A 21,143-nucleotide genomic window follows, 5' to 3' on the forward strand; every position below is an offset into this window, starting at 1 on the left:
TATAGGTAAAGATATAGACATGTTACAAGATTTTGTGTACGGACACAATATTACATAAGGATCATCGTCTTGATAGCAATCGTTTCTCTAGATATACCACTATTTGATACATTGCCGTTGCCACTGCCGCGATAATCAAAAGACTGGACATCACGAGAGTGAAGTTAAATACCTGGAAGCCATAAATAATCAGATAGCCCAGACCAGATTTCGCGACTAGAAATTCCCCTACAATAACCCCTACCCATGACATCCCCACATTCACCTTGAGGGTGGACACCACCGTTGGGAATGAAGCAGGCAGAATCACTTTAAAGAACACCTGAACTCTGGAAGCTCCAAAGGAACGAACCACCTTGACCAGATTCGGATCTACACTGCAAAAGCTGTTGTAAACAACAAGCGTCGTAATAATCACCGTTATAGATAAAGTGGTAACAACGATAGCAGTGAATCCGGCCCCGAACATGACGATAAAAATCGGCCCCAGCGCCACCTTCGGCATACTGTTAAATACGACCATATACGGATCAAGTACTGCTGATAAAAAAGGAGACCACCAAATAATCACAGCCAGCAGTGTCCCTAACAGCGTTCCCAGTACAAAGCCTACCGCAGTCTCACCTACCGTCATCCCCAGATGCGGCCACAAGCTCCCACTAACCATATCTTCCCAGATTTGGCGAAAGACTTTTGTAGGATAGCTAAACAGTAGCTCATCAATCCAGCCCATTCTTGCTCCTGCTTCCCAGAGAACAAAAAACAATAGTAACAGGCTGCCCCTTACAACATTCACTCGATTGCGCCACCGGTGCTTCGTTTTCTTATAATCGCCATGCATTTGCTGTAGCCACTGTTCACGGGAAGCTAATAACCCCGATTGCTTCGTATGCTTCATTAGCCTTCCCTCCCTGCAATCTCCATCTCTTGCCATATCTCATGAAAAAGCTCCGAAAAGCCTGGCTGATCACGTGCAAACAGCGGAGGTGCTGTTCGGATTTGCTCTGGCACTGAGAATACTTTGCGGATCTTCCCCGGATTTCGTTGTAGAAGAATAACACTGCTGCTTACTGCAATAGCCTCAGATAGATCATGCGTAACTAATATTGCAGTCGTTCCTCTGCTGCGTAAGGTCTCAGAGACCAAATCTTCCAGTTGTAATTTAATCTGATAATCCAGCGCCGAGAACGGCTCGTCTAGTAGAAGTAGTCCAGGATTTGTAGCCAAGGTACGCACCAGAGCCACTCTTTGCCGCATTCCACCTGATAACTGAGAAGGATAAGCGTGCTCTTTTCCCTCTAAGCCCATCTCCCTAAGCAGCTCCAAGGTCCGCTTTCTGCTCTCCTCGTTCAAGCTTCCAGTCAGCTCCAGACCCAAAATCGCATTGTCCAGTATACTCCGCCAAGGAAAAAGATAATCCTGCTGCAGCATATACCCAACCTCTGGTGAAGGCCCCGTAATGGTTTGACCGTTTACGAATACTTCGCCTTGAGATGGCTGCAGCAGTCCTGCAATAATCGATAGGAGAGTCGTCTTGCCGCAACCACTTGGACCTACTAGGCTAACGAACTCTCCCTGCTCGACATTAAGGTTCAGGTCCTCAACGGCCAGTGAAGCTTCACGGTCGCCAAGATAGGCATGCGTTACTCCCTTTAATTGCACTACTGGAAGCATTGTCAGCCCCTCCTTCATGTTTACACATCTTATTTAGGATCTTTGGTTCTCTCTTATTTTGAAGTGCTACTCTTTATATTCTTCTCAGCTTTCTCAGCAAAACTGTTATTCACTATTTTGTCAGCGGGAACGCGTTCTTTAAGCTCGCCAGCAAGATCGATGACATCAAGCAAATTGTTCCATTCTTCATTATCTATAATTGGATTAACCGCATAGGTATCCTGTTCCTTATATCGTTTGACTGCAGAAACCACGATGTCTCTATCTGTTTTATCAAAATAAGTCATAATCGCATCTGCAATTTCTTCAGGGCTATGTTCTTTCACCCAAAGCTGAGCACGCTGGATCGCATTCGTGAACTTCTGTACCGTGTCTCCATTTTTACTAATATAGCTATTCTTAGACATAAACACGGTGTACGGTAAATAGCCGCTCTCGACTCCAAACGAAGCCACTACTTCCCCTCGTCCCTCACGTTCAAAGATTGAAGCCTGAGGTTCAAACAACTGCACATAATCGCCAGTACCTGAAGCAAAAGCACCTGCAATATTGGCAAAGTCAATATTTTGGATCAAGGTGATGTCTTTGGCAGGATCTATTCCTTTTTTCGATAAAGTAAACGCGCCTGCCATTTGTGGCATTCCGCCTTTTCTTTGACCAAGGAAGGTAGACCCCTTCACTTTATCCCAGTTAAACTCACCGTCAGCTTTACGGGCAAACAGGAACGTTCCATCCCTCTGAGTCAGCTGTGCAAAATTAATGACTGGATCATCTGAGCCCTGCTGATACACATAAATAGAGGTTTCAGAACCTACCAATGCCACATCGATGGCGCCAGAGAGGAGTGCAGTCATAGTTTTATCTCCACCGGGGATCGTCTGTAGTTCTACGTCAAGTCCTTCATCTTTAAAGAAATTTTGTGATAAAGCAACATATTCGGGTGCATAAAAGACAGAACGTGTGACTTCACCAATCTTTACCTTCACCATCTCTGACTTTCCGCCGCAACCGGCAAGCACTGAAAAGCATAAAGTAATGATCATGAGCGACAATGACAGCTTTTTCCTAATCTTCATTCTTCATTCTCCTTTCTTACCGGGTCCTTCGCCCTTGCTTAAAGCATATGCAGATGCCTACAAAAAGGTTAAAACCTCCAATAACATAGGGAAATCCAAGAATAACCATGATATTAGCAATTTTCATTGGAATAATGGATAAATATCGATTAATTTGCTGTTTTTGTATCTGTGCAAACGTTTTACCAAAAGGGATGCATTCGAGTACTATAGGAAATAAAACGCTTTCTATTTTTTGTATCGGAAAATTGCGGTAAAAGGGGTTAGTTCATATGTATAAAGGTGCTACATCCATAACCAAAAAAAACATAATATTTAGTCTGGTAGGCATTAGCCTAACCGCATTACTGCTGACCAGTTGTTCTGGAGATGCAGGCAACAAAGCATCCATTGCTTCTCCTTCCCCTAAAACAGACTCAGTTCACCCCCCCGCTACCCCTCAAGCTACAAAAGTCATAGCTACGGTGGACGAACAGCCCTCTACGGTTTATTATGAATTATTTGTTCGTTCCTTCTATGATTCAGACGGGGATGGCATCGGAGATCTCAAAGGAATCACCCAAAAGTTAGATTACTTAAATGACGGGAATCCTGAGACCAACAACGATTTGGGAATCGGTGGGATTTGGCTTATGCCCATCAACCCATCGCCAAGCTATCATGGCTATGATGTAACCGATTATCGTTCGATAAATCCTGATTATGGGACACTTGAGGATTTTCAAGAGCTTATTACAGAAGCGCATAAACGAGGAATTAAAATCATTATGGATCTGGTTGTGAATCATACCTCCAAAGAACACCCATGGTTCGTAGATTCGGCTAAAAACACAGATAGCAAATATCGAGATTGGTACGTCTGGGCTGAAGATCAAGGCCGTGCCGCAAGCGGAGCCAGCGCTTCGGGCGGAGGCAATGCGTGGCATCCTTTACTTGGCAGTCATTATCTGGGCGGCTTTTGGGAAGGCATGCCAGATCTAAATTTCGATAATGCTGAGGTTCGTACGGAAATGAAGGACATCGGAAAGTTTTGGCTCGAGCAAGGTGTGGACGGATTCCGACTGGATGCTGCGAAGCATATCTATGAAGATCTGTTGAGTGACAAAACTGAGGCTACTACGGCTAAAAATGTATCCTGGTGGCAGGAGTTCCGCAAAGCCATGAATGAAGTTAATCCTGAGGCATATATAGTGGGTGAGGTATGGGAAAATTCTGCTGTCACCGTCGGGGCTTATTTAGATCAAGCCTTTGACTCAAGCTTTAACTTTGGTTTAGCAGAAACACTAGTCAATTCTGTAAAAACTGAAAAAGACAGCGGGACTGCCTTTACGCTAGAGCGAACGTATAAATTGTACTCCAAAATATCCGACAATCATTTTACCGATGCTACTTTCTTAACGAATCATGATCAAAACAGAGTCATGAGTCAATTAGACAACAACCCAAATCATGCAAAAATGGCAGCAGCCCTACTGTTAACTTTGCCCGGAAATCCTTTTATCTATTATGGTGAAGAAATTGGAATGCTAGGTGTGAAACCAGATGAAGGCCTTAGAGAGCCTATGAGATGGGTGGCAGCCGATCAAGGAGAGGGGCAGACTACGTGGGAGCCGGGAAGTAATAATGCGGGTGCGATCAACGTTGATGTTGAGAGCCAGTTAAATGACAGTAGCTCACTGCTTGGAAGATATCGCGAACTCATTGCATTAAGAAATGAGGTCCCAGCGCTCCGGGATGGAGGTATCCGTGACTATGCATCTGGCAATACCGGGGTTATGGCTTACGAACGACTAACAACACAGAATCAGGTGCTCGTCGTTCATAACCTTACTGGAAAAGAACAAACCATTGTTCTACATCCCAATGTCGAGGGTTTCTCTTATTCCAAGATCCTAAAGACCATTACTATCAAGTCGACCTTGAATTCAGATCAACTCACCCTCCCTCCTTATTCAACAGCTATTGTGGAGTAAGAAATGAGGAGGCATGCAACACCCATTTTGTTACTGAACCGCATAATTGAGCTTTTGTAATCGGGAGGGCTATAAGCCAGTCTTTGGATGGATCGCTGCTCATTCGTAGCAACCAGCCACTGGAATGATCACCCATGAAGCGAGCTTTTTGAAACATCCATCCACTATCACTGGATGTGCAGAGTCGTAATTCTCCTTCTGCCATGAAGCACTTCATCACCCGTGCTAGTTGGATGGAATGTACATCATCCCCTGTCTCTGCGGCTAAACAATCTGAAAGCATTTGCAACGTGGATGAGCAAGAGCTTCTTCTCAGCTCTTCAAATCTTTTTTTTGACATTAGTAATGCCGGAATCCCATGATTGTAGAGCTCCTTCGTGTTCACACATTCGAACAGCTGAAGACAAAAGCTCACCGTTTCACTTTCGTCCTTTAATTCATAGGGCAGGGATTCTGGTTTACTATTGCAGATTACTAATATTCGATCTTTATGTACTTGGAGACAAAGGTCCTTCATCTTCTCCTTTTCTTTATATTTCAATCTACAGATCCGGTCTGCGGTAGAAGCTTTATGTAACTGATCCCTTATTACTTCCCCCTCTATCCCATCTGGAAATAAAAAATGCGTTAAATCCGTTACTCCATTGTCATTCACATCATTGTATCCTTCCTGTATTACATATATATGTATATTAATATAACAATCTTTATGTTATCATAAGCTAATTTTAAGGTAAAATTAAGAAACAAAGGGTATTATCATTAACATGAAATACTTTTAGCGAGGTGTCTTCAAAATGAGAATGCTCATCACTTTTCAGAACAAACTTGTACCTGTGTATTTCACAACAGAAAATAAACAGCCCACTCAGAAAGTACTTAGATTACTTAACAGTACGTTGGAGCTCAAAATTCAAAAGGGCAAAAATGCCATCCAGAAATGCCTGAATTCTCTGATTAGTATCGAAATTAAAGGCTCTGAGGCTATATTGCACAGTTATAGTGAGAATGATTCATTGGCGCTATCCCTCTATTAATAGAGGGGTAGTTTTTTTGTAAAGTTTTTTCACCTTTTAGCAGACTAAACAGCAAGTCTCTGAATGAGACTTGCTGTTTTTAATTTTGCAGATTTAGTGAATTACGAGTATAAGTCAATTTCAGCTAATCTTATAGTTCTTATCTTCTGCTTTTTCAGCCTTCTGTATTCGAAGCTTAAAGAGGCTCACTAAATTTTGGCGTGTATGCTCTTCGTGACAGCTATCCAATTTCTTAATGATAAACCGATCAATGGACATGTCCATCGCTCCTTTTAATTCATTCAGATACTCATGGATATAGGGAAATTTTTCCTGTTTCCTTGTATGTTTATTAACCGGAAATTCTTTTTTTTAAACTTTAGCACTTTTATTAAACTCCTCAATTCCCAAAAAACTATTACAAAAAAATAATTTACAAACAAAAGAATACATGCTATATTATTTATAGTTAATATTAAATACACACATCCAAGGGAGCAATCATAATGTCTAAAGTTCTATTTATTAAAGCAAACAACCGTCCAGCAGAACAATCCGTAAGTGTTAAGCTCTACAATGAATTCTTGGAGAACTACAAACTTAACAATCCAGAAGATGAAATCACTGAACTTGATCTGTTCGCAGAACAACTTCCTTACTACGACAATACCCTGATCACTGGTATGTACAAAGCTGCTCAAGGTTACGAACTAACCGCTGAAGAAGCTGCAGGTGCTGCTGTAGTAAATAAATATTTGGAACAGTTTATTGCTGCTGATAAAGTAGTATTCGGTTTCCCACTGTGGAACATGACCGTACCAGCTGTATTGCATACTTATGTCGATTACCTTTGCCAAGCTGGTAAAACATTCTCTTACACTGCTGAAGGTCCAGTTGGTCTTTTGACAGGTAAAAAAGCAATCGTTCTGAACGCTAGAGGTGGCATTTATTCCGAAGGCCCTGCAGCAAGTGCTGAAATGGCTGTAAACTTCATCGTTGGTAACCTTAACCTTTGGGGTATCAAAGATATTACACAAGTAATCATCGAAGGTCACAACCAACTTCCTGCACAATCCGCTGAAATCATTGAGAACGGATTACAATTGGCTAAGGAAACTGCTGCATCGTTCTAATACAAGCCTATAAGAGCAAATTCAATATAAAGGGTGACCCTGAGCACAGGGTCACCCTTTTTGAATTTTTTTCCTATTAGTAAATTACTACTGTCAATGTTACTGTCTTTAGCAATTCTTCTAATACTCATCCAATTCTTTGCGCCACCCGTATCCTCTGGTTCTTGAAGAACTAACTTTTGAGGAAGCAGCACTTTTTCTCTTAAACTTCACTTCTTTGGTGCTTTGGTACAACAGCTCCCGCTGAGTCTTTCGGTAGTTTAGCAGTCTCTTCTCTTCCAGCTCACCAGTTCGAACCGCTTCAAGCACTGCACAGCCCTCTTCACGTTCATGGCTGCAATTACTAAACCGACAGGCTGCAGCATAACTGCTAATATCACTGAACGCCAGATCTAATCCACCTTCATCTTCCCAGAGCTGTAGCTCACGCATCCCTGGTGTGTCCACAATAATTCCTCCGTCCGGCATAACAAACAATTCACGGTGAGTAGTGGTATGGCGTCCGCGGCTATCTCCTTCTCTAACATCCTGTGTAAGCTGAAGGTTCTTTCCGCATAGCCAGTTGACCATCGTTGATTTACCACAGCCTGATGAGCCCGTTAGAGCCACTGTCTGTCCACTCCCGATGTAAGGCAGCAGTTTCTCACGGCCATTATCCTGCAGTGCACTAACTGCATGAACTGATACACCTGGGGCGGCGCTTTCCATTTCCGCGATTTTACGATCTGCATCTGAACAAAGATCCGCTTTGGTCAGCAGAATGACTGGATTTGCCCCACTATTCCACGCCATAATCAGGTATCTCTCCATCCGCCGAACATTAAAGTCATCATTCAAAGCACTGACCAGAAATAAGGTATCTACATTCGAAGCAACAATTTGTTCCTCTTGTGTGTTACCTGCTACCTTACGTGAGATGACACTATGTCGAGGCAATAACCCATGTATAATCCCATGCTCCCCCCCATCCTGCATTGAAAGTGCTACCCAATCACCGATCGCAGGAAAGTCACCTGAAGCCACAAATGTATGTCTCAGCTTTCCTGATAGTTCACCCCATGTCTCTCCCATATCAGTCATTACTCTATACTTACTTCCGAAATCACCTACAATTCGTCCGGGAACTAACTGTTTATTATTCTCCGACTCTTTCCATCTTTCATCCCATTTTGAACTCCAATTTTCATTCCAACCATATTGCTGTATGTTAGTCATTTGAATCCTCCTAAAGATCTGTTAAAGGTTTATTTTTTTGTCCTACCAGCATTTTCCGAGAACACAAAAAGCCGCCGGAATTTAAGAATCCGGCGGCGGTCCACACTTCTTGTACTCTTCTAGGACGAAAAGGACAGGAAGTGCATACACAATCAGAAAAGTGTCTTATCGTAAAGGCTAGGATAAGTTCATTTTCCCGTGCGATATATAGACAAATAGGCATTTAACTACAAAATCCTATCGGTTCTATACACGCAAAAAAGCCGCCGGACCCAATACGGTTCCCGCGACTCTAATAAGCGTAATAGAGCTTATCTGCTAAACTGCACGAATAACTTATTCGGCAGCCGCTGTTCCCGGAAGACACGTATCCACAACAGTTGAGTTCATTACATTTAAAACTGTCATAAAACATCGTCTCCTTCCGAAATAAGATGTTGTTATCATAATCGGTTCTGCCTTATAATGTCAACTACAAATTTCTATATGATTACAAAATAGACCTAAGCTCATTCAACTCACGAATCATCTTCCAAGGTTGAATGTCTAATTGATCATCCCAGGCATGTTTCCTTTGCAGCCAAATCCCTTGAAGTCCTGCTTTGCCAGCACCCCAGATGTCATTCACTGGATGATCTCCAATAAACAATGTCTGATCAGCAGTAACCCCCAGTCTGTCTAATGCAAGTTGATAAATCTTAGGATCGGGCTTAGCAATTCCTACTTCTCCGGATATGACAATAACCTTAAAGTACTCTCGTAGGCCAAGTGTATCAATTTTGGTATTCTGAATTTCTACTTTGCCGTTGGTAACGAGACCAAGAATATAACCACGGTCTTTGCAGTACTTCAGAATATCTACAGCATCTTTCATCGTTGCGCCATGATTGATATAGCTCGCATCGTAATACGCACGAATATGCTCAGCTGTAACTGGCGTTTCCCATGGCAGTATCTCGCTTAGCTCAATGAAAAATCCGTCTTTATCACGGTATCCATCAGCATCTCTATAGATCATATCCTCTATTACATCCTGCGCTTCCGCAGGTTCCAAATGTCCTAGAAAATCTTGCACAAACTGAGTACAAAAACTGCGAAATGTATTGTCACGATCCATTAAAGTATTATCCAAATCAAATAATATGGCTTGTACTTCTTTCATCAAGCGATTCCCCTTATATGCTGTTGATTTTAAGAATTGAACTTTCAGTAATCTATTGTACTATGCCTTTTAAGACAATGAAAAGACCATTCTGTAAAAAGGATTAGCTGTCTCCCCTTCTACCGAACAGTCTTTATAAGATTTATATTAGATTTATTCATTTACTCAAAATGCTCCGCTCGATGTGTCAGCATCATTTCCTCTTCTGTGATATACAGTGGGAAAGGAGGGGTTTCTTTGAGATAACTTTCTGTGGCCAGCAATCGATAATGAACCTCTGGCAACCAAGAATCTTCAACAAGAGGCAGCTGACCTGTATCACTGATGTAATTATCGACAGCAGACTGAACCATATCAAGATAATAGGGAACCAGCTTATCTTCTTCCTCGAAAACTTCATATGTCTCACGTGACATATAGAAATTCTGGTCTGGAACTCCACCTAAATATCGTTTTAGTCGACTCAAATCTATTCTTTTGTCGTCAAGGATTAAGGCTGTTCTATTAATGAGCGCAGGCATATCTTCTTCAAATTGTCTGATTGCCTGTTTGACTTGATTCAAGGTAACGGTAATGTGATCGGATTGGGGTTGTTTTTTTATGCGTTTGAAAAACATAAGACAAGTCTCCTTTCGAAAAACTATCTTTGTTAACGCTTACAATTCTATTATATTCGAATTCCTCCTTCTTAATCAGCATATTTCCAATCGACACAAATTGTTAACAATTATATGATCATTATTTGACATCTTCCCAACGAGTCCATATTTCTCGGGGATTAAGCTCATATTTATCATTCTCTCGATACATAAACTGATGCATAATAAATTCACGCCGAATGGTAGCAAAATCCTCATGAAACTGCTTAATAAACTCGTTAATTTCCTTTTCAGTATAAACTACCCTAGGTTCTAGCTTCTCAACCATGTACTGAAGGGCGATCAATTTCTTTTTATACTGTGCCGGGATTTGCCGTAGCCGTCCATCCTTCGAGAAAAAATTACGAAGCACAGACTCTTTTAGACTATTCTCAGGTGATTTCTCCTCCATATTTCTCGCTCCTTTCGAAAAAATAAACTGAAGTGAAGCCTCAGCGCCACTACTAATGAACTCCGGATTCAACTTAAAATAAACGGTATTCTTGTCGCGCCGCTCCTTAATTAAAGCCGCTTCCCGCAATTTCGCAGCATGATGAGTTACTGTCGGTTGCGATAAATTCAATTTTTCAGCCAGCGCTTGTCCATGCATTTCTCCTTGTGACAGAAGCAGCAATAAACGCAAACGTGTTGGGTCAGCCAAAGCTTTATGATAGTTCACTATTTTTTCCAACTGCATCGGAATCACACTCCTCACTTTCGTAAGCTATATTCTCATTAGATATATATCTAATTATATAACAATCAACATTACGGTTGCAATGGTTATTATGTTTAATCCTACGCTTATGGCAAAATGAATGAATTTAGGGTAGGATTTAAAGAAAAGATAGTAACAATCAGGAGGTAACCCGCTGTATGAAAGATGTAATTATTATCGGTGCAGGTCCTTGCGGCCTCTCGGCAGCTATTGAATGCCAACGCCAAGGACTGTCCAGTCTCATTATTGAAAAAAGCTTTATTGTTCACTCCATTTATTTGTATCCAACAAATATGCAATTCTTCAGTACAGCTGAGCTATTGGAGATCGGAGACGTTCCTTTCACCTCGACTAATGATAAACCGTACCGTCATGAAGCACTTGTCTATTACCGCCGGGCTGCGAAACAGTATGGTCTAGATATAGCCGCTTACGAAGAAGCGACGTCCATTGAGCCTTTGGAGGATGGAACCTTTGCTGTACATACGTCCAATATGCGGGGTGAGCATCAAACACGGATTACCGCGAATGTAGTAATAGCTACAGGTTATTTTGATCAACCGAATATGATCGGTATTCCAGGTGAAGAGCTTCCTAAGGTTACCCACTATTTCGGCGAAGCCCATCCATATACAGGGATGAAGGTTACAGTAATAGGTGGAAGTAATTCCGCCGTAGATGCAGCGCTGGAGCTTATGCGTGTTGGAGCTACAGTAGATATGGTCTATCGTGGTGAGAGCATTTCCTCGAATATTAAACCTTGGGTTCGGCCAATCTTTGAAGGGATGGTACAAAAGGGAAGGATCACCCTTCATTTGGAATCACGTGTGACTGAAATTACGGCTAATTCGGTCATCGTTACAAGTCACAATGGAGATAAGAAATCCATAGATAATGATTTCGTCCTTGCTTTGACAGGCTTCCGCCCTAGCCGGGTGCTTCTCACTTCAGCGGGAGTAGTTATGGATGACGATATGGATAAGCCAGCTTTTAACCCCTCCAGTATGGAAAGTAATATTCCAGGTCTTTATGTTGCAGGAGTAATCGCATCAGGTCGGAATGCGAATGAAGTATTTATTGAGACAGGACGTGGGCATGGTAAACTTATCGCTGATCATATTCTTTCGAAGCGAAGTTCTCACAATAAGGAGTTGAACGTTTAAGATGGACATGACCTCTTTGCTTTTGCTTGGACTTGCTGCGCTAGGTATTATAAGCAGTAATTCCCCTGTAACAATAGCAATGGTCGTCCTATTACTGCTAAGAGTTCTTGGGCTGCAGCAGACCTTCCCTTGGCTTGAAAAATATGGTTTAACCCTCGGGATTATCATTCTTACGATCGGGGTCATGACACCTTTGGCCAGCGGAAAAATATCGCTACAAATGGTCGGTCAATCCTTCCTTCACTGGAAGTCACTTCTTGCAATTGCGATCGGTATTCTCGTCGCTTATCTTGGAGGGCGAGGAGCTATCCTTATGACCAACCAGCCCACAGTTGTTGCGGGTCTCCTGATCGGAACAGTGATAGGCGTTGCATTGTTCAAGGGTGTCCCTGTAGGACCGCTTATCGCAGCCGGTATATTATCGCTCTTGATTGGCAAAATGTAAAAGGTGATCAACGATTGAACACAAAAGTAGAGCAGCGATTCTCCACTACGAGAGAATCGCTGCTCTACTTTCTTTTTATTCAGCCTGAGAAATGGACTGTGGAATTTCCTGAGATGATCGTTTTTCTACAAACAATAAATCACTAATACCATACTCTGTTTGTATTTTTTCCAGCTGGGCCAACGCCTCTGCTTCAGAATTGAAATAGCCAGCTTCCACTAGGAATAATCCCTTCTGATCCTTTAATACGCGCACGTCTTTTAACCCGAATAACATCTCTTCAGCCATGCCTTGACTCTCGCCAGAAGGCGCTGAGACCGTTCTAAGTGAATAGATAGAAGCTCCTTCCCCCACGTCACCCTTCTTATCCATCAATGTAATCGCCACCTGTGCCGGGTCCTTATATTCCTTTACCTCATAAGCAACTGGCTCTTTGAAGGTCACATTGAAACGTATCATCGAGTCATCCAATGTAATTAAAGGATAAGCATCTTGAACATACTTGCTTTCTTTTAATGTCTCAAGATCTTTAACAGCTGAGAAGTTCCTTGCCCCACTCACGGTTACGGTCATTGTATAAGGATTGTCAGTGAATTTTACGTTATAAGAGCTTGCAAGATCTTGTGTATTGTCCGAATTCGCGAAGTTTAAAATCATTTGATCACTGTTCTTCTGATGTTTCAACGAAATGAAATTAACATCTACTCCATCCTGAATCGTGCCGCCTCCTGCACTTCCATCCGTAAATTTCAAAACACTTACCAGCTTACCGAGCACTGGCACATCATTCATACTATCAGCGAAGGCTGGCACCGTATTTACGCCCACTGTAAAAGAAATAATAACTGCTGCTGCAACTGACCCTGTCCATTTTAATCCATTCATTTTTATTCCTCTTTTCTGTTGTTTATGAAGTTTTCCTCTTTCAATACCTTTACGAGAGGCTTGTGATAGTTCTTCAGGGATTTCAATATCGTTGTATGCTTTCTGTAAACGTTCCATTTGATTATCCAAAGTACTCACTCCCCTTCATATTAATTTTCAATTTTCCTAATCCCCGATAGATGACGGTTTTCACTGAACTCTCTGGCATGTCTAATACCCCGGCAATTTCTTTTATGGGCAAGTCTTCAAAATATCTCATCACAATAATCATTCTTGATCTTTTATCAAGGACTCTTAACGCCTCCTGAAGATCAATGACATCCTCTATGGGTTCTGAAGCGTAGCTGCCTTCGGGATTTTTCTCCATATACACGATTTTTTTAGATTTCCGGATAAAGTCTAAGGCACAATTGACGGCTATTTTTGTCAGCCAAGTTTTAAAATATTGAGGTTGCTGTAGTTTATGAACAGAGATATACGCTTTATAGACGGTCTCCTGCACAATCTCTAGCGCATCATCCTTATTCCTCACATAGGAGTATGCCATACGGTAAAGACGCTCTTGCATCCCCTCTATCAATGCAGTAAAGCTGTCTTCATCACCCGCTATCGCCTTTTCCTCCAGCTCTGTTGTATTCAAGTTCTCACTACCTTTCATGTTGCTTATATTTTTTAGACGCATGTGATATCCAAAAAGACTCAATAGAGTTTAAAAAAAGTGGCCCTCTCTCCCGAGAAGACCACCTAAGTAATTTATTATAATGATATATCTTATCATGTATCCAAATGCTGTACGTTAAACAATCTCGCATAACTCCCATCTATCCCCATTAGTTCTTCATGTGTACCACGCTCTGTGATTTCACCGTTCTCAAGTACTACGATCTGATCAGCATGTGTAATGGTAGACAGTCTATGCGCAACAATTAGTGTGGTCCGTTCCGACGAGAGGGATTGCAGCGCTTGTTGAATTAAATGCTCTGATTCCAGATCCAGCGCTGATGTAGCTTCGTCTAAGATGAGAACCTTCGGGTCTTTAAGAAACACCCTTGCAATGGCCACCCGTTGCTTTTGCCCACCGGACAGCTTCACTCCACGTTCTCCCACTTCTGTGTCATAGCCTAGCGGCAGCTGCTCAATAAAATCATGCGCATTGGCAGTTTTTGCCGCCGAGAGGACTTCTTCCTCTGTTGCATTAGGATTACCAAACAAAATATTATCTCGTACAGATCCGCTAAATAAGAAATTATCTTGAAGCACCATCCCAACAGTTCTTCGCAAACTCTCTTGCGTCAAATCTTGTATATCCTGGCCATCCATCTTAAGGCTACCCTTGCTGATGTCATAGAATCGCGGGATCAAGCTGATGAGAGAGGACTTCCCACCACCACTCATTCCGACAAAAGCGACGGTCTGCCCAGGTTTGATACTTAAATTGATATCCTTCAGTACCCAATCATTCTCTTCGTTGTATTTGAACCATACATTATGAAAATCAATTTCACCTCGTGCATTCGTGAGAGGTCTCGCTCCCGGTTTATCCACGATATCATAAGGCTCTTCCAGCAGCTCAAGCACCCGTTCAAGAGAAGCTGAAGCTTGTGTTAGCACTGTCGAAGAATTAATCAATCGCCGTAGCGGCGCATACATCCGGTCAAGATAGCCAAAGAAAGCAACAAAGGTTCCCACTGTCAAATTGCCGTGAATCACTTGATAACCGCCGTACCCGATGACTAGCAGTGGTGCAATATCCGTTAGTGTGTTGATAATCGCGAAGGTCATCGCATTCCAACGAGTTTGAGCCATCGCTTTTTTGAGAAAGTTACCGTTAATATCCTCAAACTGCTTCTGATCCACTTTTTCCATGGTGAAGCTGCGAATGATCGATATGCCTTGAATCCGTTCATGAAGATAGCCTTGAATACCTGCCAGAGCTTGTGAACGGTCTTTGGTTAACTTCTTAAGTCGTTTATATAGTTTGCTTACCGCAAAGGCGTAGAACGGAAGGACAGCGATAGATACTAGCGCCAGCACTGGATTCAAATAAAACATAAAACCAAGCGCAAACACTAGCGTAAATAAATCCAGCCATACATTCATCATTCCGACTTCTACTAAATTTTTGGTCTGTTCCACATCATTTATAAATCTTGAAATCGCTTCGCCCACTTTTGTATTCTGATAATACCGGAGTGATAATCGCTGTAAGTGACTGTATAGCTTATTCCGCATGTCGAACAATACCTTGCTTGTAATCAGCTGAGCAAAATACTGACGGTAATACTCCACCGGTCCTCTCACGATTATAAATAGAACAAATGCGCCTCCGAGGATGAGCATCAATTGGGATACCCGCTCTTCGACGCTCATGGCAGGGTTCATCAGCAGGTCATCGACTACATATTTCAGAATCATTGGCAGTGTTAATGGAATGCTGAACTTGATCATACCTATAAATAGCGTAAACACAATCAATTTCATGTAAGGACGTACGAAAGTAAAATATGATTTCCATTGCTTCACAGGAATATTCTGTCCTTTCTCTTTACTGAGTTGCTTAAGTACAGTTGACTTTTGCGCTCTACAGTGTTTTTATATTTTTAAGTCCATAAGTACGATAGCAGTACCCGAACTTCAGGAGGATAAAGATGTCTAGACAATTTGTGACGGAAGCCGTCATGATGGCGATTTACGGCCAGCTTCTCATATCGAGCAGCCCTGTAGAATATATAGTGCCTTATACGACCGTAATGGAATTATACGAACTGCGGGACAGTGATGATCCGTTAATGAACCGTCCAGATGATGACAAGCATGTCAAACTCAAAATTGGTGAGCTGATAGCCTATTTCGAAGAGCCGCTTAATGCTAAAAAAATCAACCGTTGTCTGGCCGTTCCTTGGGCAAAAAGCTCTGGAATTCTTCTCGGTGGACAATCAAAAATCACCATCATTAACAGCATGGATACCGCAGTTTATGGAGAAACGTTCGATCCAATCGAAACAGAGCTGCTATTGTCCTCTCAACGTGAGAAGGTGCCTATTCTTACTGACCAATTCGAGCTGATTCAACGCATTATTGAAGGTGGAGTCCCAGTTCAAGTATACGACATTGACGATTTTGATTTTGCTATGGAGGAAGAAACGTTCCGCAATTCGCACTGATTATATCAACGTAGAAAAAGCCCCTGCCTTTTGGCAAGGGCTTTTCATCATTAGTTAATAAACAAAATTAAGTCAGTTAAATCTGTACACTATCAGGCACTGACTTGGCTTCATACTTATATTCAATGTCATCCTCTGCCTCAGAATACACAATAGTTAAACCATAACCTTCCATATACCATAAGTCCTGCTCCTCCATGTAGAACACAATACCCTCTTGTTCAACTTGAATAGCCGGACGTCCAGGCGCCTCTGTTGCGATACCCAGTGAGAAGCCAGGGTGAAGTCCGCCTCCCGAGCTATAACGGGGAAATAAACGAATATAGTCTCCATTGTTAAGATCCAGTTCTCTTTTAAACCAAGCTGCCGCTGCTTGACTAATTTCCATGTTCATCTCTCTCAGCTCCTTTGTATAGTCTAATCATACTGAAAATGAATCGATATTCAAATACCTTTATACAATTAATGTTTTCCCAAGCTCCTCAAAAATTAGTTTGACAACTTTGCGAAGCGAGTGATAAACTCTGAACATAACTAACGGTCTACTAGTTATTACCAGTAGTTATTATTAAATCATTGAAAGGGGTGAGCGCGGTGTTTACGAAGTTACAGCCATATCATATCACTATTGTTGGAATTTCCAATCAACCGAATACCGAAGCAGCCCAAGTGGTGAAACCATCCTGAAGTTCCCTGCGAGTGTAATTGATCGTATAACTTTAGTTCTTGAAGGTCTCTCGCATGCCTGGTGCTGTATAGCACCGTGCGCATGATAGCTGTAAATTACAGGCATATCGTCCGTTTTCGGATGATATGCCTTTTTTGTCGGTTGTCATCTTTAAAGGACGGCACCGTCGTTTTTTTCTTGGCTGTAGAGATAACCACTTCTGCTTTTTTCAACGTCACAGCTATTACTTCAACTCGAAAGGAAGGGATTTACTTGTTCTCCGTTCTCCGCAATCTTGGCTGGTTCTTTCGCCGAGAAAAAAAGCGTTACCTGATTGGCCTGATCTTACTAATTGGTGTTGGTGTTCTTGAATTACTCCCCCCACGCCTACTAGGCAATGCCATTGACGACATAGTACGCGGTTCGATAACTACAGCATCATTAGCCAAATATATCGGTATGATCCTCCTTTTGCTGCTAGTCATTTATTGGATTACCTACATATGGATGCACAAATTATTCGGAGGCTCCAACCTCGTAGAGCGCCTACTGCGCTCGAGATTTATGAATCATTTGATGACCATGACCCCATCGTTTTTCGAACGCAATAGAACCGGCGACCTGATGGCCCGGGCAACCAACGATATCAGAGCTGTCTCAGCTACCGTTGGATTTGGGATGCTCACACTGGTGGATTCTACGATCTACCTCACAGTCGTATTGTTCGCAATGGGTTTTCTTGTCAGCTGGAAGCTGACTCTTGCAGCAGTATTGCCATTACCATTAATTGCAATAGCTATGATTTTTTATGGTAAGGCTATCCATGATCGCTACAGTTTAGCACAAGATGCATTCGGGGATATGAATGATCAGGTTCTCGAATCTGTCTCAGGTGTTCGAGTTATCCGAGCTTATGTACAAGAAAGACTCGATGAGAAACGTTTCTCAGATATTACTGAAGATGTATACAACAAGAACATGGCTGTCGCCCGTGTCGATGCCTTCTTCGAACCGACGATTCGGTTCTGCGTAGGGCTCAGCTACATTATCGGTCTTACCTATGGGATTTATCTTGTGTTCCGAAATCAGATCACGCTAGGTGATCTTGTCTCCTTCAATATGTACCTCGGGATGATTGTGTGGCCGATGTTCGCCATTGGAGAGCTAATTAACATCATGCAACGTGGTGGTGCCTCTCTCGAACGTATTGATGAGACCCTAAACTCCAAAGCGGATGTTCAGAGTGCTGCACAACCGGTTCATGTTGCCAATCCTACCCGAATTGAACTAAACGATGTGACATTCCGTTATCCCTCATCGACGATTGACAATCTAACCAATGTCAGTCTGACCTTGAACCAAGGGCAAACACTAGGTGTAGTCGGTCGTACGGGAAGCGGTAAATCAACGCTCCTCAAACAGCTGCTTCGTGAATATCCGACAGGTAATGGTGAAATCCTCATCTCTGGAGTTCCGATTCAACAGATTTCATTGGATCAGCTACACAGCTGGATGGGTTATGTTCCTCAAGAGCAGATCCTTTTCTCCAAATCAGTACGTCAGAATATTCAATTTGGTCTAGACAACGCGGATGACGATACGATCATGAAAGCTATCACAGCTGCCGCCTTCCAAAATGACTTAGGAACATTATCCGATGGTTTAGATACATTGGTGGGTGAACGTGGAGTATCCTTATCCGGTGGACAAAAGCAACGTGTATCCTTATCCAGAGCCTTTATCGCAAATCCAGATGTTCTGATTCTTGACGATGCCTTATCCGCTGTTGACGCTCGTACCGAAGCTCAGATTATCGAGAACATCCGACAAGAGCGTGCAGGAAAGACTACATTAATCTCTACGCACCGCCTCTCAGCTGTTCAACATGCCGACATTATCGTCGTACTGGATAACGGACATATCGTGGAACGTGGCACGCACCAAGAGCTGCTGGATATGAATGGTTGGTATCGTGAGCAGTATGACCGGCAGCAAGTAGAGAATAATTTATCGAATGATTAAAAGACATACTAGCTATGATTATGCAAAACATTTAGGAGGTGTCACCGTTGACAAAGAGTACAGGCAAACGCCTGCTTGAATACGCATTGACTGCGAAAAAAACCTTTATCGCAGCTCTTCTGCTCCTTTCCATCGGGGTAGCGGCGGAACTGGCAGGCCCATTTATCGCCAAAAGTATGATTGACAATCATATGTTGGCCATCGAAAAGCCTTATTTTAGTACTACGTCTCCAGATGAGGCGGTTCAGTATAACAACACTTATTACAAACGCGGAGACCGTTTTGAACCCGGGGAAGCTAAGGGTCAAGAAATTCGCATTCTGCAAGAGGGAAGAACCTTTTACTTTATTAATGAAGCTGTAACACAGCCTGATGGTGAGCGAAAGTTCAGCAATGGTGAAATGCATATCACGCGCGGTGAAGATGAAGCCATCTATCCTGCGGTTAAACTATCAGCAGATGAGCTGTTCGATTTTTACAAACCTGAGCTTCCAGGAATTTATCAGCTGGTCGGTTTGTACGCTATCTTCCTAGTCATCTCGATCTTTGCCGAATTCGGCAAGACTTATTGGCTGCAATCTTCGGCGAATCAGGTAATCCGAAAGCTGCGAACCGATGTGTATGCGCATATTCAGCGACTTCCGGTTTACTTTTTTGACAACCTGCCAGCAGGTAAGGTAGTGTCACGTGTTACTAATGATACCGAGGCGATTAAGGATCTCTTTATTGCGGTTCTCTCCAATTTCAGTACCGGTATTATTAATATTACTGGCGTATACATCGCCTTGTTCTTGCTTGACGTTCGACTAGGTCTGATCAGCTTGTTCATCATCCCGATTCTTATTCTTTGGATCGTGCTTTATCGTAAAATCGCAACAAAATACAATACGATCATCCGCTCACGCCTGAGTGAGATCAACGCTATCATTAATGAATCGATTCAAGGAATGTCCATCGTTCGCATATTCCGCCGTCAAAAGCAGCTTGGTGAAGAATTTGAGAATCTGAACGATGACTACTTGAAATATCAGAATAAAATGTTGAATCTGAATGCCTTTACCTCCCACAACCTGGTGAACTCTCTACGCAGTCTCTCTTTTGTGATGGTGCTTTGGTATTTCGGACATGGCAGTATTACGGGTTCTACATTTGTATCTTTAGGTGTGCTGTACGCCTTCGTCGATGTGCTTGGACGTTTGTTCCAACCGATTACGGGTATGGTGAATCAACTCGCAAACCTCGACACTTCTATGGTATCTGCGGGTCGTGTCTTTACACTTATGGATGAGCCCGGGGAGAATGTTACCGATGGTTCCATGCCGCGTTATAAAGGAAAAGTGGAGTTTAAGAATGTATCTTTTGCCTACAAAAAAGACTTCGTCCTTCGCGATATTTCCTTTGAAGCACGCCCGGGAGAAACTGTTGCTCTAGTAGGTCACACCGGATCTGGTAAAAGCTCGATTATCAACTTGTTATTCCGGTTCTATGATCCGCAAAAAGGGGAAATCACGATTGATGGCCAGAAGGTTACGGATATTCCGAAACAGTGGCTGCGCAATCACATGGGGATTGTTCTTCAAGACCCTTACCTCTTCACTGGTACCATTGCTTCCAATGTCAGCCTAGGAGATGAACGAATCTCACGCGAACGGGTAGAACGGGCTTTACGGGAAGTCGGAGCTGATAAATTGTTAGCTCACCTTCCTCAAGGTTTTGATGAACCCGTTATTGAAAAAGGGAGTACCTTATCCGCAGGACAGCGGCAATTAATTTCTTTTGCCAGAGCGCTCTCCTTCGACCCAGCTATTCTAATTCTTGATGAAGCCACCTCCAATATCGATACGGAGACAGAAAGCGTCATTCAAGATGCACTAGAAGTTCTTAAAAAAGGTCGCACCACATTCATCATCGCACACCGTCTATCGACCATTCGCAGTGCAGATCAGATTCTTGTTCTGCATCACGGAGAGATCGTCGAACGGGGTAGTCACGATGAGCTAATGGCACTCGGCGGTAGATACTTCCGAATGTACCAGCTACAAGTAGGTGCTGGTTCTAACAGTATAGACAATAATAATGGTGCACCCTCAAGACCTTCATTAGGTAGCTTGCAACCATCGTTAGAGAAAATGTAAAATATGCCCTGAGTCACATCCAGTGATTCAGGGTTTTTATATACTTGATATTAGAAC

The 21,143-nt window shown here is 42.6% G+C and carries 21 protein-coding genes; 8 read left to right on the forward strand and 13 right to left on the reverse strand.

What is annotated here, in order from left to right; genetic code table 11:
• Nucleotides 1–61: 61 nt before the first annotated feature.
• Genes ACN6MV_RS17500 through ACN6MV_RS17510 form a run of 3 tightly spaced genes read right to left on the reverse strand, consistent with a single transcriptional unit; the run spans nt 62 to nt 2,750 of the window.
• Nucleotides 62–898, reverse strand: a complete 837-nt coding sequence (locus ACN6MV_RS17500; RefSeq protein ID WP_419884503.1) for an ABC transporter permease — start codon at nt 896–898, stop codon at nt 62–64.
• A complete protein-coding gene (locus ACN6MV_RS17505; protein ID WP_042128385.1) occupies nt 898–1,674 on the reverse strand; it encodes an ABC transporter ATP-binding protein in 777 nt (258 codons plus the stop codon). Before ACN6MV_RS17505 ends, ACN6MV_RS17500 begins: the two co-directional genes overlap by 1 nt.
• Before the next feature lie 53 nt (nt 1,675–1,727).
• Complete coding sequence (locus ACN6MV_RS17510) at nt 1,728–2,750, reverse strand: ABC transporter substrate-binding protein (protein WP_042128388.1); 1,023 nt, start codon at nt 2,748–2,750, stop codon at nt 1,728–1,730.
• A gap of 272 nt (nt 2,751–3,022) precedes the next feature.
• Here ACN6MV_RS17510 and ACN6MV_RS17515 point away from each other — a divergent pair, with 272 nt between their 5' ends.
• The gene (locus tag ACN6MV_RS17515; RefSeq protein WP_419884504.1) at nt 3,023–4,723 is read left to right on the forward strand and encodes an alpha-amylase family glycosyl hydrolase; all 1,701 of its coding nucleotides are present in this window, start codon (nt 3,023–3,025) and stop codon (nt 4,721–4,723) included.
• Here the strand turns inward: ACN6MV_RS17515 and ACN6MV_RS17520 are convergent.
• Nucleotides 4,710–5,378 carry a hypothetical protein gene (locus ACN6MV_RS17520; RefSeq protein WP_339286836.1) on the reverse strand — a complete coding sequence of 223 codons (669 nt, stop codon included), beginning with the start codon at nt 5,376–5,378 and terminating at the stop codon, nt 4,710–4,712. The genes ACN6MV_RS17515 and ACN6MV_RS17520 overlap by 14 nt on opposite strands.
• A 142-nt stretch (nt 5,379–5,520) precedes the next feature.
• Between ACN6MV_RS17520 and ACN6MV_RS17525 the strand changes: the two genes are divergently transcribed.
• Nucleotides 5,521–5,760, forward strand: a complete 240-nt coding sequence (locus ACN6MV_RS17525; RefSeq protein ID WP_042128392.1) for a hypothetical protein — start codon at nt 5,521–5,523, stop codon at nt 5,758–5,760.
• A 120-nt stretch (nt 5,761–5,880) separates the two neighbouring features.
• Here the strand turns inward: ACN6MV_RS17525 and ACN6MV_RS17530 are convergent, their stop codons facing one another.
• Nucleotides 5,881–6,018, reverse strand: coding sequence for a hypothetical protein (locus tag ACN6MV_RS17530; protein WP_170880275.1), 138 nt, complete (start codon nt 6,016–6,018; stop codon nt 5,881–5,883).
• Nucleotides 6,019–6,245: 227 nt separating this feature from the next.
• Between ACN6MV_RS17530 and ACN6MV_RS17535 the strand changes: the two genes are divergently transcribed.
• A complete protein-coding gene (locus ACN6MV_RS17535) occupies nt 6,246–6,872 on the forward strand; it encodes an FMN-dependent NADH-azoreductase (protein ID WP_042128394.1) in 627 nt (208 codons plus the stop codon).
• A gap of 120 nt (nt 6,873–6,992) precedes the next feature.
• Here the strand turns inward: ACN6MV_RS17535 and rsgA are convergent, their stop codons facing one another.
• From rsgA to ACN6MV_RS17555, 4 genes are all read right to left on the reverse strand, one after another.
• Nucleotides 6,993–8,087, reverse strand: a complete 1,095-nt coding sequence (gene rsgA, locus ACN6MV_RS17540) for a ribosome small subunit-dependent GTPase A (RefSeq protein WP_419884505.1) — start codon at nt 8,085–8,087, stop codon at nt 6,993–6,995.
• Nucleotides 8,088–8,577: 490 nt separating this feature from the next.
• Entirely contained in the window at nt 8,578–9,249 is a 672-nt protein-coding gene (locus ACN6MV_RS17545; RefSeq protein ID WP_042128397.1) for an HAD family hydrolase, read from the reverse strand.
• Between the two features lie 161 nt (nt 9,250–9,410).
• On the reverse strand, nt 9,411–9,866 hold the full coding sequence (locus ACN6MV_RS17550) for a DUF3939 domain-containing protein (protein WP_042128399.1): 456 nt from the start codon (nt 9,864–9,866) through the stop codon (nt 9,411–9,413).
• A 121-nt stretch (nt 9,867–9,987) separates the two neighbouring features.
• Nucleotides 9,988–10,584: a metalloregulator ArsR/SmtB family transcription factor gene (locus ACN6MV_RS17555; protein ID WP_042128401.1), complete on the reverse strand. Its 597-nt coding sequence runs from the start codon at nt 10,582–10,584 to the stop codon at nt 9,988–9,990.
• 179 nt (nt 10,585–10,763) lie between these two features.
• On the opposite strand from ACN6MV_RS17555, the gene ACN6MV_RS17560 reads away from it, so the two are divergent.
• Nucleotides 10,764–11,768 carry a YpdA family putative bacillithiol disulfide reductase gene (locus ACN6MV_RS17560; RefSeq protein ID WP_042128403.1) on the forward strand — a complete coding sequence of 335 codons (1,005 nt, stop codon included), beginning with the start codon at nt 10,764–10,766 and terminating at the stop codon, nt 11,766–11,768.
• Nucleotide 11,769: 1 nt separating this feature from the next.
• Nucleotides 11,770–12,213, forward strand: a complete 444-nt coding sequence (locus tag ACN6MV_RS17565; RefSeq protein ID WP_042128405.1) for a DUF441 domain-containing protein — start codon at nt 11,770–11,772, stop codon at nt 12,211–12,213.
• 75 nt (nt 12,214–12,288) lie between these two features.
• Here the strand turns inward: ACN6MV_RS17565 and ACN6MV_RS17570 are convergent, their stop codons facing one another.
• From ACN6MV_RS17570 to ACN6MV_RS17580, 3 genes are all read right to left on the reverse strand, one after another.
• Nucleotides 12,289–13,227: a hypothetical protein gene (locus ACN6MV_RS17570; protein ID WP_042128408.1), complete on the reverse strand. Its 939-nt coding sequence runs from the start codon at nt 13,225–13,227 to the stop codon at nt 12,289–12,291.
• Nucleotides 13,220–13,738, reverse strand: a complete 519-nt coding sequence (locus ACN6MV_RS17575; RefSeq protein ID WP_042132244.1) for a sigma-70 family RNA polymerase sigma factor — start codon at nt 13,736–13,738, stop codon at nt 13,220–13,222. The genes ACN6MV_RS17570 and ACN6MV_RS17575 overlap by 8 nt, the downstream gene beginning before the upstream one ends.
• 134 nt (nt 13,739–13,872) lie before the next feature.
• Nucleotides 13,873–15,621, reverse strand: a complete 1,749-nt coding sequence (locus ACN6MV_RS17580; RefSeq protein ID WP_419884506.1) for an ABC transporter ATP-binding protein — start codon at nt 15,619–15,621, stop codon at nt 13,873–13,875.
• Nucleotides 15,622–15,746: 125 nt separating this feature from the next.
• On the opposite strand from ACN6MV_RS17580, the gene ACN6MV_RS17585 reads away from it, so the two are divergent.
• Nucleotides 15,747–16,262: a hypothetical protein gene (locus ACN6MV_RS17585; RefSeq protein ID WP_042128412.1), complete on the forward strand. Its 516-nt coding sequence runs from the start codon at nt 15,747–15,749 to the stop codon at nt 16,260–16,262.
• A 76-nt stretch (nt 16,263–16,338) separates the two neighbouring features.
• Here ACN6MV_RS17585 and ACN6MV_RS17590 read toward each other — a convergent pair whose 3' ends face one another.
• Complete coding sequence (locus ACN6MV_RS17590; RefSeq protein WP_042128414.1) at nt 16,339–16,656, reverse strand: HesB/YadR/YfhF family protein; 318 nt, start codon at nt 16,654–16,656, stop codon at nt 16,339–16,341.
• Nucleotides 16,657–17,202: 546 nt separating this feature from the next.
• Here ACN6MV_RS17590 and ACN6MV_RS17595 point away from each other — a divergent pair.
• Both ACN6MV_RS17595 and ACN6MV_RS17600 read left to right on the forward strand, forming a co-directional pair.
• Complete coding sequence (locus ACN6MV_RS17595; protein WP_042128416.1) at nt 17,203–18,951, forward strand: ABC transporter ATP-binding protein; 1,749 nt, start codon at nt 17,203–17,205, stop codon at nt 18,949–18,951.
• A gap of 47 nt (nt 18,952–18,998) precedes the next feature.
• Entirely contained in the window at nt 18,999–21,086 is a 2,088-nt protein-coding gene (locus tag ACN6MV_RS17600; RefSeq protein WP_139328502.1) for an ABC transporter ATP-binding protein, read from the forward strand.
• The last annotated feature ends 57 nt before the right edge of the window (nt 21,087–21,143 follow it).

The organism is Paenibacillus sp. B-A-8, from assembly GCF_048572915.1.
Taxonomy (GTDB): Bacteria; Bacillota; Bacilli; order Paenibacillales; family Paenibacillaceae; genus Paenibacillus_AQ.

Excerpts from the sequence above, each read along its gene's own strand:
- rsgA (WP_419884505.1), bottom strand. The coding sequence starts at position 8,087 with ATGACTAACATACAGCAATATGGTTGGAATGAAAATTGGAGTTCAAAA.
- ACN6MV_RS17590 (WP_042128414.1), bottom strand. The coding sequence starts at position 16,656 with ATGAACATGGAAATTAGTCAAGCAGCGGCAGCTTGGTTTAAAAGAGAA.
- ACN6MV_RS17525 (WP_042128392.1), top strand. The coding sequence starts at position 5,521 with ATGAGAATGCTCATCACTTTTCAGAACAAACTTGTACCTGTGTATTTC.
- ACN6MV_RS17530 (WP_170880275.1), bottom strand. The coding sequence starts at position 6,018 with ATGTCCATTGATCGGTTTATCATTAAGAAATTGGATAGCTGTCACGAA.
- ACN6MV_RS17535 (WP_042128394.1), top strand. The coding sequence starts at position 6,246 with ATGTCTAAAGTTCTATTTATTAAAGCAAACAACCGTCCAGCAGAACAA.
- ACN6MV_RS17550 (WP_042128399.1), bottom strand. The coding sequence starts at position 9,866 with ATGTTTTTCAAACGCATAAAAAAACAACCCCAATCCGATCACATTACC.
- ACN6MV_RS17585 (WP_042128412.1), top strand. The coding sequence starts at position 15,747 with ATGTCTAGACAATTTGTGACGGAAGCCGTCATGATGGCGATTTACGGC.
- ACN6MV_RS17560 (WP_042128403.1), top strand. The coding sequence starts at position 10,764 with ATGAAAGATGTAATTATTATCGGTGCAGGTCCTTGCGGCCTCTCGGCA.
- ACN6MV_RS17545 (WP_042128397.1), bottom strand. The coding sequence starts at position 9,249 with ATGAAAGAAGTACAAGCCATATTATTTGATTTGGATAATACTTTAATG.
- ACN6MV_RS17505 (WP_042128385.1), bottom strand. The coding sequence starts at position 1,674 with ATGCTTCCAGTAGTGCAATTAAAGGGAGTAACGCATGCCTATCTTGGC.
- ACN6MV_RS17500 (WP_419884503.1), bottom strand. The coding sequence starts at position 898 with ATGAAGCATACGAAGCAATCGGGGTTATTAGCTTCCCGTGAACAGTGG.
- ACN6MV_RS17510 (WP_042128388.1), bottom strand. The coding sequence starts at position 2,750 with ATGAAGATTAGGAAAAAGCTGTCATTGTCGCTCATGATCATTACTTTA.
- ACN6MV_RS17515 (WP_419884504.1), top strand. The coding sequence starts at position 3,023 with ATGTATAAAGGTGCTACATCCATAACCAAAAAAAACATAATATTTAGT.
- ACN6MV_RS17555 (WP_042128401.1), bottom strand. The coding sequence starts at position 10,584 with ATGCAGTTGGAAAAAATAGTGAACTATCATAAAGCTTTGGCTGACCCA.
- ACN6MV_RS17565 (WP_042128405.1), top strand. The coding sequence starts at position 11,770 with ATGGACATGACCTCTTTGCTTTTGCTTGGACTTGCTGCGCTAGGTATT.